Source organism: Hyphobacterium sp. SN044 (assembly GCF_021864465.1).
In the GTDB taxonomy this organism is placed as follows: domain Bacteria; phylum Pseudomonadota; class Alphaproteobacteria; order Caulobacterales; family Maricaulaceae; genus Hyphobacterium.
This window is the reverse complement of sequence record NZ_JAKKUV010000004.1, coordinates 192,879-205,143: the sequence shown is the minus strand read 5'-3', so window position 1 is coordinate 205,143 and position 12,265 is coordinate 192,879. Positions and strand designations below refer to the sequence as shown.

4 protein-coding genes are annotated in these 12,265 nt (G+C 58.9%); all 4 read right to left on the bottom strand.

Annotated features, from left to right (window positions below; translation table 11 throughout):
- Positions 1–44: 44 nt before the first annotated feature.
- From drmB to L5876_RS07525, 4 genes are read right to left on the bottom strand one after another with little or no spacing between them, the layout of a single operon-like run.
- On the bottom strand, positions 45–1,877 hold the full coding sequence (gene drmB, locus L5876_RS07540) for a DUF1998 domain-containing protein (RefSeq protein WP_236955564.1): 1,833 nt from the start codon (positions 1,875–1,877) through the stop codon (positions 45–47).
- Between the two features lie 2 nt (positions 1,878–1,879).
- Positions 1,880–5,362, bottom strand: coding sequence for a DISARM system helicase DrmA (gene drmA, locus L5876_RS07535; RefSeq protein ID WP_236955563.1), 3,483 nt, complete (start codon positions 5,360–5,362; stop codon positions 1,880–1,882).
- Positions 5,359–9,207: a DNA methyltransferase gene (locus L5876_RS07530; RefSeq protein ID WP_236955562.1), complete on the bottom strand. Its 3,849-nt coding sequence runs from the start codon at positions 9,205–9,207 to the stop codon at positions 5,359–5,361. The genes drmA and L5876_RS07530 overlap by 4 nt, the downstream gene beginning before the upstream one ends.
- Positions 9,204–12,188: a DISARM system SNF2-like helicase DrmD gene (locus L5876_RS07525; RefSeq protein WP_236955561.1), complete on the bottom strand. Its 2,985-nt coding sequence runs from the start codon at positions 12,186–12,188 to the stop codon at positions 9,204–9,206. Before L5876_RS07525 ends, L5876_RS07530 begins: the two co-directional genes overlap by 4 nt.
- Positions 12,189–12,265 lie beyond the last annotated feature (77 nt).

Sequence of the window (12,265 nt, the reverse complement as noted above, 5' to 3'; positions counted from 1 at the left end):
CGTCGAACCGACGCTCTACAAAAAGAGCCTGAGAGGACCTAGCGTCAGGCTGTATTCAAAAGGGCGAAGAGCGACTTTCGATCGAGGAGCATGTTACGCTTTTCACAGCTCGTTTCCGCAGTGAACAAACAACCGTGACACGAGGCGCCAAACCCGGAAAAATCATCGTTCGCGATTGGGGTTGGGCTCGTTGAGCAAATCGGATCGTTCCCGCAGATCTCTATTCGTTCAAGGCCTCTGCGGACCAATTCCGGCACACGATCGGCCAGCTGAAGTAGGCCACCAAGCGTGCCCTGAGATCCGCTGCCTGCGGCATAGATTAGAACACCAATTTTCGAGATGCGGGAAGCGCCAGGCGAAGAAAGCGCATATATTCGTTCACTCAGTGACGTAGAGGGATATCCAGCGTCCAACGCTATTTGTTCCATGAGCATGTGAGACAGAGAGTGCGCAAACACATACGCGTGCCCCGGATACTCGCTTCGGTCGGGCTGCTTTTGTTTCCACACCAAATACCGTTGTTCAACTTTTTCAAAGTGCGTTCGGGCGTGGGTCGAATCCAGCTTTTGGGAAAACCAATCTGGATCGATTTGCAGAAAAAAGCCCTCTCCAAACTGTTCCATTGCAGGAAGCCATCGGATCTGCTCATCCAACGGCTGACCTCGTACCTGGAGGTTGATTTCCTCAAACGTCTCATCAAAAGGGGAATTTGCGGGCTCCAAACGCGTAAAACCGTACAAGGCAGTTACTACGCATAGTCGGCTCATCGCGACGATGTCACGAATGAAGCCAGTGTCGATGATATCGCGCCCGATCCAATCCGGGCGCGGTACCCGCCACCCTGTTAAGCGCGCATTCAACCCGTCCGAGCCAATCTTTGGTGCTGAGGCGAAAAGCTCAAATTCGGCTTCTTTTGGATGCTGGACGATGGGGCTTGCAGCTGCCTCAGCGCCTTCTTTCGCACGAACAGTTTGAATCGCCTTCCATATCTCTTCATGGGAGTATCCAGAAAACGCTTGGCGAACATCTTCTTCGCTGAACTTCAGTGCGATAGCCACTTCGCTCACGTTTTCCGCGCTTTTCAATCTCGGGTATTGGGCGATGACCATCTCAAGGTCGTCCGGGTCTTCTGGTAGAGCGATCAGGCTCAGGATCTGGCTGTAATAGTTGTTGATGGCCCCTCTCGTCATGGGCACTAGGGTTTCATCACAGCCTTCATCCCGCTTTCCCTCAAGCCAAGAGCGACGCCCGACGCATGGGCCCAGAGTCCCAGCCCCTGCATACAACTCGCTAAGTGGTCGCCGAGCACCGCAGTCACAAAGAATATCGATATATTGGGGATCGCTTCCTGAGCTCCGGTCCTCCAACCACATGTCTTGCTGACAATTTTTATCGGGCGCGCTGACGTGAACAAACCACCGCCAGTCGATGTCCTGAACATGGCCGTTCTTGCAGGCACCGACCCACCGGACCGGCGTTTTAGTCGTATTTTTCCGCTGTCGCTCGTTTGCTGTATACCGCTCAAGCTTTTGCTTTGTTGCTTCTGCCCCAGTTGCACCCGCGTGCGTCACCGTAACCCAGCGAGGAAAAATAACGGCCGGAATGGCGGGTGCGTCACCCCGATTGACCGCTTCCTCATTGAGCGGCGGCTCCCATAGTTCCAGCTCCGCATCTTCCGCTAGCCAGCTCCCCCCCTCGGCGTTCTCAAGGAGCTTTTTGAGATAGTAGACGAGGCGACGCTCGCGAATTTTTCGCGGCTTGTACTTGGGCCAAGAACCTAGACCGCGAATCATAACTGATGATTTAGGCAGGTCGACAATTGAGCCCGGTCCAAAGGTCTGAATGAGCTGCGCCAGTCTGATTTCGTCTTCCGCCATACTCACGCGCCCTTCGCCAAGTATTCTTCGATCTCGATAGCGACCCCGGGCTGCACATCCCGCATCGACCAGCCGGCCTCGAACAGCCTGAACTCATCCCTAAGTTTGGAAAGGTCCTGTAGTGGCGAGTGCATCAGCCCGGCATCATCCGGTTGGTGGGTATCCCAGTTGAGGCCTTCGCCCTCGCGATCGGCGGTGATGGCCATCCACGCCGCAATCAAGCGGTCGAGGTCAGCATTGCAGTCGAACCTTGAGGAAAGAAACGCGCTGGCTTGCTGCACGGCTGGGTGCTCTTCGTTGATCGCCTGCGCCCCTCTCGGCGGTGTTAGATCTGGATCCAAGTGCCTGACCAGTCCTGCGAAGACCGCCCCGAGTGCTCGATCCAGCGCGCCAGGGGCATTCGGCGTGACGCTTGTTGCTTCAACGGCGCGATAAAAAGCCTGGTGATAGGTCTCAAAATCTTCGTAATGCGCGCGATCGCGTGCGCGGTGCATGTTGAGAATAACGGCAACCAGGCCAGGTCGTTCATCGTCTCGGCCGACGCGGCTGGTGGCCTGGATGTATTCGGCGGCGCTCTTGGGCTGATTTTGTACCAACATCAGCCCCAGCCTGGAGATGTCGAGACCGACGGAAATCATGTTGGTCGCCAGCGCGACATCGAGGGGCTTGGGGCCTTTTGTTTCCTTGCCACCAAAAGACAGCGCCAGGCGCTGCTTGGTTTCAGCGACCTTGTCCGTTGAATCCCGGGAAGTAAGTTCCTCGGGTGCCCCGATCTGACGCCCAGCAAAAGCGCTTTCAGAAACGTCCTGTCCGGATCTAAGGCGCCTGACATTCCAATCTCGAAGGTTCGACGAAACCTCGTCCTCAACGATGCGCCTGGTCGCGCCAAGCTCGCGCAGCGCATTGAAATAACAAAGGGCCGTCATGTAGGGGTCTGCAGGGTTCTTTTCGCCCGCTGCAGACGCAGAATCGAACGCCTTTTGAGCCGCGGCCAACAAAGGCACGACGGTTCGCAGGTAGACCTTTCTTGGGCCAACACCGAGCGCGCTGATGCCGAAATATTGCCGCTGCCGGCTGGGATCTTCGCGGACAATCGCGAAATAGCTGTCCTTTCGGCTAATGCCCGGTGGCGGGAAGATCGCGGTCTTGTCCCGGCCAAACAGCTTCTTGATCTGGTCGTCGGCCCGCCGCACAGTCGCGGTCGAGGCGATGATCTTGGGGCCTCGCAGCCGTCCATTGATCTTGCGGCTGGCAAGGCGGTCGATCACCGCTTCATAGAGGCCGGCAATTGTTCCGAGCGGTCCCGAGATCAGGTGAAGCTCGTCCTGGATGATCAAGTCGGGGGGCGGCAGGCACTGACGCTGCGGGTCGAGGAGCTTTCCAACGCCTGGGCTGTCAGCACCATAGAAAGTCAGGTGTTTTGGATTGTCGGCGGATTCGATACGGTCCACGTGGCCGAAAAAGCGTCCAATTTCGCCGCGCCGCGGCAGCGCGGCAAACTTGTCGACCGTCGCGACGATGAAGGCGGGAAGGCGGTCATATATCTCTTCATCGACCGCAAGGACCGGCAGTCCACCGTTCGCAGCGCTAAAGTCGCACTCCAGGTTGCCGCAATTGATGAGCATACGTTTGCCCGCGATCTTGTAAGTGTCGCGGTCGAACGCCGTCCCGCACCATGGGCATTCTGTAATCGGTGCTGGTGACCCACCGCGCTTACTACGGTACCATTCGATCTTTCCATGGGCGTTTTTGGGTGGTGATCGGTCCTGCTCGCCTCGTCCGCCAATTTTGTTGGGTGTCGCTCCGGACCCGACCCATAGGCCTATTTCAATCGGCGCTTTGCCGAGAAGTTCCTGGCCTCGTTCATCTTTCCACGCGTCGGAGCGGCGCAGGAGCTCAAGTGCGCAGATCATGGCCGCGGCTCGGCCGAGCTGGTCGAGGGTCAGGAGCCGCAAGGTGTAGCGCATGATCACGCTGACGCCGCTTCCCAGCCAATCGGTATTGTCGAGACGGCGAAGCGCAATCTGATAGGCAGCAAGGCCGAGATAGGCCTCTGTCTTGCCGCCGCCTGTCGGGAAGAAAAGCAGATCGACGATGGACCGGTCATCGCTGAGCTTGTCCGTCATCCCGCGCAGATTGAGAAGAATGAAAGCGAGCTGGAACGGGCGCCAGCCCGGATTTTCGATCCCACGAGTATTCTCGAGATAAGACTTGATGGCCAGATTCATCGCCTTGAACGCCAGCCGCGCATTATGGCTCGTTCGAAGCAGTTCGACGCCGGCGACCATGCGCTCGTGTGCGGCGCGCTGGTTTGCCACAAGCGTCTCCGCGATCTCGCGCCGCCTTGGAATATCGAGCTTCCCGATCTCGCTTTGCTGAGACGAGATGAAGTCCGCCAGGTAAGCGGCTGGAAAGCGCGCAAGCGTATCTGCAAGTTCGTCAGGGCGTTCGGTGAGCTCGGCCAGTCGGCCCATATTGAATTCGCTGAGCGCAACCAGGTCGGTATTCTGATCAACTTTCTCGACGTGCACGGCCGGCAACGGGTCGCTCCAGACGCGCCCCGCCCGGTCGCCCTCCAGGAGGTCATGACCCGTCCCTACATTCCGCCCGCCGACAAAGCGCAGAATGTCGGAATAATGGAGGTCATGGAGCCGTAGATCGAAATCCTCCGCGGTGAAGCCGCTCATGTCGGGATTGCCTATGAAACCACTGGCAGTCTTCAGCGTCAGACCGACCTGGAAGATGTTGGAGACATCCTTGAAGCGGTTCGCGGCGGTTCGCTTGTTGACCACGAAAACAGTCAGGCTGATCGCGCGCGGCCAGTCTGCCCGATCCGACGGGCGCGGCAATTTACATTCCTGGGCCACCAGGTGCAGGACCACACCACCGCCGGAAAGGCTCGGCGCAGCAGATCCCTCCAGCAGCAGCTCAATCCCCCCCGGATTCGCAAGCGCGCGATCAATGTCCTGACGTGAAATGCTCCGCTCAATCGTCCTCGGGTCGCGCTTCCAGCTGATCTCGTCGGCGACGGATTTGGGGGCACCCTTCAGGATGTCTTCGCTGATCGGCGGCTCCGGAATGTAATTGGCAAAACGGACTGAGGCGTCGACCTGTTGGCAATCGGGATCGACGAAAACCGTCAGGCCGAGGCTGGAAGGTTGAATGCGCCGCTTTTGCACATGGCTGCGCCCGCCATCCTCGTCATCCTGCGCAGGGGCATTGGCGTCATCCTGCTCCTCACCGAAAAGCTCAGACTCCAGGCCTTGCTCATCCGCATCGCTTACCATCGCGACTTCATCTGCGGGCACCAGAAAGCCGAAAAGATAGAAGGATGACGGCCGGATGCCGGAGCGCAGCGCCTCCTGGTTTGCCATATGGTCGTCATGCGCGAAATGGCGCGTATCCGGACCGAACACGTCGCCGCGAAGCGCGGCGAGAAGATGCTCGCGAACATCGGCCGAGTTTGAAAATGCCTGGTCGGTCATAGAAGCGTCCCCTTCCCTTCAACCTGTAGGACAGGGGCTTTCTTCTTGCCAGTGCCGCCCCGTTTTTCGGCGGCGGCGCGTTCCTTGTTGAGCGCCAGCAGTCGGGCGAGCACCTTGTCGCGGAAAGGGGCGGGCCAGAACAGACGTTTCTGATAGGCAAATTCCGGTTCGTCATCCTCGGTCAGGAAGCGCGGTGCGAATTCCGCGCCGGGGGCGCAGAGATCAGCTAGATCGTCCCAGCCATAGGCGCGCAACACCGCATCATCCATCTCGCCATGCAGGCGGCGCAGAGTCTCGATGTCGGCGGCGTTGTCGAGCGGATTGTGGAAGCGGTTATAGGTTTTGGTCAGGCCTTCCTGCCGGGTTTTCATCAGGTCGGCGCGGTGGGTGAGATAGCGGCTGGCGATGGCTTCAAGCGCGGCATTCTCGCGGAAACCCTGCGGCATGGGGAAGGTCTGGAAGCAATCGGTTGGCGCGTAACGCAGATCGTCCTTCATGCTGGAACTCAGCAAGCGCGCCCAAACTTCGTGGACGCGTGATTGTAGCACTGTTAACGCTTGATCGAACTCAAGCGCTATGACGACAATCGCATTGGCGAAAATCGCATCCGAAGCCAATTTGCTGAATGCGACGTGAGTTGCAGTAAAGTTCGTGGCAATGATGAAAGGTTGCGCCTGAATGGCATCATAAAGCCCCTTCGCTTGCTCACCAAATTTCCACCAATTTTTCCTCCTCGCGTCCCTTTTGTCTTTTGTCCTGTCTGGAAGAACGCGCTCTTCAACAATTTCAATGAGTTCGGGGTGAGTTGCCTTTGCCTGGGGTAGCGACAAGTTGTTCAAGTCCATGACGAGACGATCTGAGGACTGATCAAATCGGCCCATCACGTCCTCACCCGTGACAAACTTCCTAATGACGCCGGCGTTCGCTGGGTTCTGAGCAATCACGTCTTTGGCCCGTGAAACGGGTTCGCACTTTCCCGCTTCAGCTCCAACATCATCAAACAGAAAGCCATAACCATGGAGCTCCGAGCCCTTGAATGATCTTCGTAAATTTTCCTCCAGCACGGCGGGCGTCTCATCCTGATCGCCCTCGCGCAGGAAGGCGGAGATCCGAGCAACGGGCCGGCCGTCCAGTTCCGGCGCTGGCCACGCCCCCTCGCCTTTGCCTGTGTGCACCGTCGAGACCACCACAGCCGCCGCGCCCGGCCATTTCACCCGCCGCTGTGCCCGGTAGATGCCGCCGCCTGCGTCCATGAGCAGATGCCGCAGGCCGCTCTCGCGCGTATCGCCCTGGCCAATCGTATTGGTCGCGATCAGTCCGAACGTCCCGCCCTCACGGATCAGGCCATAGGCCCGCCTGAAAAAATGCGTGACAAGGTCTGCATTGCCATGCGCGCCGGGGCTGATGACTTTCAGCCAGTCGGGATAAAGCGTGCGCGTGCCGGCCGACACGGTGTTCTTGCCCGCAAAAGGCGGATTGCCGATCATCGCGTGAAAGCCGGGCGCGACACCCGCAAACACTTCGGGAAACTCGATCTGCCAATGGAAGGGCCGGATGGGATGCTCGCCCCGCGCAAGGCTCTGCGCATGCTCCCGCGCCCGCGCCCAGCCCGCCTCGCTGCCGAGCGTGAGGCTGTTGTGCAGCTCGCTCAGTGCCGATTTCCGGTCCCTGTCCTTCTTTTCCGAGAAGAACACACCCACCACCGCATCACCCGCCAGCCGCGCGCCTTCCAGCGCCTTGTCCGCCGTCTTCAAACGGCTTGCCTGAATCTCGAAGGTGATATTGTCCGGCGCCGAGCGAATGGCCCGCCGCGTCTCCAGCGCTTCATCAATTGCCTTGTCGAAGGCCTGAGCGAACAGGAAGCGCTTGGTGGTATCCTCATCCCAGGTCAGCGCCTTGATCTGGCTCGTCGTCAGCCCGACAAGGCTGTCACCGGTCTTCAGCGCATGATCGAGAAAGGAGAAATCCTCATCCCGCGCCAACGTGATCAGCCAGAGCGAAAGCTTGGCGAGATCCGTCGCCATGGCGTTCTTGTCGACGCCATAGAGGCAGCGCTTGGCGACCTCGCGCCGCGCAAACACATGCGGGTCGTCGCGGGCGTCATCGGGCAGAAGGTGGGGATGGTGTTTCCACGCCTGCTCCAGCCGCTCGCCCAGCGCGCGGCACGCCTCCACCAGAAACGCGCCAGACCCCATGGCCGGATCGCACACTTTGAGGGCGAGCACCTCGTCGGGCGTCGCCTCATCGCCCAGCTGGTCAAGGATCGGCATCAGCGCATCGGCGACAATCGGCGCGGTGAGGCTACGCGGGGTGTAATGGCTGCCGGTCTGGCGGCGCTCATCGGTGGGCTGAAGGACAATCGTGCCGGCGGGACAGGCGCGCTTGCCCGGCGAGGCGCGCTCGTCAATCGAGCGGTCAATGGCGGCGAGCAGGCCGGGGATGTCCTTGGCCTCTTTCAGCGCTTTGGACTGAGCGTCCGATGCGTCAAAGCTCAGCTCGTCCTTCAGATATTTGGACCGGTCCTTGCCCGCCTTGGCGAGCAGCGCCTCCAGATTGACGAAGGCCGGAATGCTCGGACTGCCTGCATTCGGCTTAACCTTCAGTGCAACCGACTGGCCTTTTGTGCGCGTGACGACAAAGCCCATGACCGTTTCATAGACCGAACCGATCTGTTCGACGTCGAGCGTCTTGTAGGAGAGCCGCTCGCCACCAAGGATCAGAAGCTGGGTCAGCACCTCATGGATGCAGCCATCGGAGATCGGCAGGACCTGTGGCGCGTCCCCATCGTCGAAAACGCCCTCCAGAAACGGAAAGGCCGCCGGATCGAACAGCTTGCCGCGCCGGGCATGCATGAAGGTCACGCCCGCGCCATTATAGATGAGGCGCGACAGGGCAAGAATCCGCCCCCACGCGCCATAGCGGTCTTCCATTGTGTCGGGATACTGCGAGCGGTCTTCCTCCAGCCGCGCAAACAGATCGCGTATGGAATAGCCATTGTCATAGATCCGCTTGGCGGCCTCATCCTCGCGCGACGGAATGAGATCGCGGTCTTCCGCATAAAGAACGAAGACAAGGCGCAGGAGAACGGTGAGAAGGCCTTCATAGACATGCTGCGGGCGCTTGTCGGCGAGTTGCCCCATGGTCTCGCGCGCTTCGATGCCAACGGTGAAGCCACGCATCAACGTGTAGAGCGCGCCGAGGACCTGCTCGGCGAGTTTTGTGGAGACGGTGTTCTGATGCTCCCGCGAGCGCTTCAGAATGCCGTCAAGGCGGCTTTCCGCGCCGCCCCAGATCGCGTTGCGTGCAAGCAGCAGTTTTAGACCACCGAGCATGGGCCGACCGGCGGTCGTCGCCATGGCGTCGATGGGCCATTCCAGATAGCCCGGCGTTTCGCCCACCGGCGCGTAAGTCAGGCGGATAACGTCATGGGTAACGAGTACGCCCTGACTGACGCCGGTTTCCCGAAGCAGACGTTCGAACGCCTGCTGGTGCGAGACGCCTTCCCAGCCTTCGACCGCGCCCTTGGCGTCTGGGTCCTGATTGCCGAGGGTTCGGATGAGCAGGCGGACGGACGCCTTGTCTGTGTCGAGCAAGGCAGCGTCGGCGATGAGCGTGACGCCCAGTTCAGTCAGGCGCTTGGTGCAAAGGTCCGCGCTATTGCTCCGGGTGGTGATGAGATTTGCGGGCCATCGAAGCACCTTGTCGGCGACCCGCCAGAAGTCACCGCGACAGCTCTCATAGATTTCAGAGTCCGCCGCATCCTGCGCCAAGGGGACTTCGGTCAGCGCCGCTTGCGAGACGACGAGGCCTTCCTGTCGAACGTGTTTCAGCCAGAGATCACTCACAAGGCGAAACCCTCTGGCAGCAGATAGACTAAGCCAATTGGCTCGAGCCGACGCGCCACTATTTCATACATGGCTCGAACAGCCTCGGGTTCGCTCAATATCTCCTCATCGATACGGGCCAGGCGCATCCGCCAATGTTCTTCATCTTGTTTGCGCTGCTCGATGTCCTCGGGCGCATGAAGACCCAGATCTAGCTGAACTTCTACTTCCGGCTTTTCAAGCTCACGCCGAAGCGCGCTCTTTTGACCTTCCAGCAGATTCCGGAGCGATACGGCGTGGGCTTCGGCGATCCTGGACAAATCCTTGCGCGCTGAGGCTTCGATCATTTCCGCACGAACATGCAGAAGCGGCCTGAGTACCTGCGCATCATCGACGGCCCGCGCTCGAAACACGGACTGAAGGCGGTCAGATGCCAGGACAGATTCTTCCACGGCACCTGCCAATTCCCGCAGCACTTCTCTTGCTGTTCGCCCCTCGTCCTTGAGGGCGGCAACGCTCGTCGCGTTGATTGAAGCGGTTATAGGTACGATTTCCGAATGCAGAGATGCCGCCCCTTTTGCATAGAGCGACAATCGCCCAAGCAGTACGCAGCGTGGTTGCGAACCTTTGGTCTGAAGGATCGAGGTTCGGTCCAGGCGTGAGCGAAATCCTTGCGCATTGAACTGTGACAAGAGCCGCTTCACCAGGCGGTGTTCGATGTGAAGCTGTTCCACCGATGCGTCGAGGCGCTCACCGTCCTTGATGGGATAAAAGCTGACCTTTTTGACCGGGACGTTGGCCTTGTATTCCGCTTCTGTTTCGCCGCCTTTTCGGGGCCGCGCCATCATCTCGTCGAAGACCGGCGCCCAATCGCCGGATCGAAATGATGCGTTCGCGGTGTCGATCTCGAACACGTCGTGAGAGGAATAGCCATCGCAGGCGCGCAATCCCTGCGGTGCAACCCGCTCGGCCGCATTGAGAAACACGCCTTGCAACGAGTCTTGGGAGATCGCCTTTTGCTTTCGCGATTGTTCAAGGCGCCGTTCGACGGTGGCCAACTCATCAACAAGCTTCCTGCGTCGCCTCTCTCGCTCTGGCGACAAGCGCAGCTCTTCCTTTTGACGTTCGGCTTCCAGATAGGCTTCGCTCAATAGGTCCGCTTCGAGCCGTTTGCCGGCATCGCCGAAAATCCCCTTCTCTTCGAGCCGTTTTTCAAGCGTTTCTGCAATGACCGGCCCGACTTCGCCCAACTCCCGATTGATGCGCTCGGTCTTCTTCACCAACGCGTCGAGAATGCGGTCGCTTTGGCGATTCTCGTAGATGAAATATCGACAAAAGACCTCGGGCATGGGTTGAAAGCGGCGATCGATCCGCCCGTTCCTTTGCTCGAGGCGCGACGGGTTCCATGGAAGGTCGAAATGGAACAGATCATAGCAGCGATGCTGCAAGTTAATGCCTTCCCGGGCAGCGTCAGTGCAGAGCAGGATGCGAAGCGGCTCGGTATCCGGGTCGCTGTTGAACCTCGACTTCAACATCGCCCGCTCATCAAGAGAGGTCGATCCCGTGAAACAAGCAATCCGATCGTCGTTTTCCGACAGGTCGAGCAGTTGAAGTAGCTGCTTTCTGAGCCAATCCAGCGTATCCGCGAACTCTGTGAAAATGAGCAAGCGTCGTTCATTCCATGTCGCACCGTTGCCCATGTGCGCCTTCACCCACTCCACGAGGCGGCGCGTTTTCGCATCCGCCCTTACCCGGAATGGTTTGGTGAATTCAGCAAGCTCGCAGGCCTTTGTTCGGTCCGCTTCCCCAAGCGAGTCCATTTCTTTCTCTAGGGTCAGGGCAAAGGAATGCACGCAGGACATGAGGCGCTGCTGCAGTCGAATTGCGGAACGATGATGGACTTCCGCGTTCGTCAGAAACTCAACGAGTTTCTCGGATACTTGGAGTTCCGGACAGCCGGCCGCAGTGTCGCTGATGGGGATCGGTTCAATAACGCGCTTGGGGAATGGCGTGCTCGTGAGCTCCCTGAGGTCTGCCTTGAGCCTGCGAACCATGACGGGTTCGTGCTCTTCCCGACCCACCTCAATTCCCCGTGTGAAGCGTCGGGGATCCAGCATCTCCAAGAGCGCTGAAAACGAATTCGAGTGGCCGTTGTGGGGCGTCGCCGTCAAAAAGAGCCGATGCTCAAACCTCGCTGCCAAATCACGCACAGCGCGAGTCAGTTGGGTATCCAGTCCGTAGGCCTCCCCATGAGAGGGGGCGACATGGTGCGCTTCGTCCAAAACCAGCATGGAGCGGGCTCGCAAGGCCCCCAAGACTGCGTGTAGTCCGTCGGTATATGCAGGTTCACGTAATAGGGTGTGCGAGATTATGTATCCGTTCGCGCTGTTCCACGGATTGTAGGCGAAGCCACGCTTTTCGCGTACGTCCGCAACAAACTCGCGATCAACGATCTCCGCAGAAATGCCGAACTTAGACGCCAGCTCCTCTTTCCATTGAAGCGTCATGCTGGCGGGCGCTGCGACGACGAAGAAATCAAGTCTGCGGCGGAGCATGAGCTCACGCATGACCAAAGCGGCTTCGATCGTTTTGCCCAAGCCGACATCATCGGCGATCATTAGATTCACGCGAGGAAGATCCAAGGCTTTGGCCAATGGCACGAGCTGGTAGGGCGAGATCTCGATACCGGCCCGAAAGGGCGCCTGAAACAGCGCTTGGTCGGCAGAAGTCGCAGTGCCCCATTGAAGCGTTTGGAGGAAGAGCGAAAACGCGAGTGGATCCGATGGCGCCTCTCGGCCAAGGCTCTCCCAAGCTTCATCGTCAACCCGCTTGAAGTCGATCTCACAAGCCGGAATCAGCGTCTGCGCCTGCCCCTGCGCGTCGTCGTCGATACAGACAACTTCAATAAGATCCGGGTCTCTCGTTTCCGCCGAAATTTCCTCAACTAGCCAATGTCGACGCCGGGCACGGATACAGCTACCAATAGTAGGGGATATCTTCATTTATTACCTCAGTGCGCATACAGGAGCACGCTTCGATTGACCGATCAATCTGTCTAGAATTTTGAATTGTGGAACGT

Bases quoted from the DNA above. Each gene is read 5' to 3' on its own strand.
- L5876_RS07525 (WP_236955561.1), bottom strand. From the start codon at position 12,188: ATGAAGATATCCCCTACTATTGGTAGCTGTATCCGTGCCCGGCGTCGA.
- drmB (WP_236955564.1), bottom strand. From the start codon at position 1,877: ATGGCGGAAGACGAAATCAGACTGGCGCAGCTCATTCAGACCTTTGGA.
- drmA (WP_236955563.1), bottom strand. From the start codon at position 5,362: ATGACCGACCAGGCATTTTCAAACTCGGCCGATGTTCGCGAGCATCTT.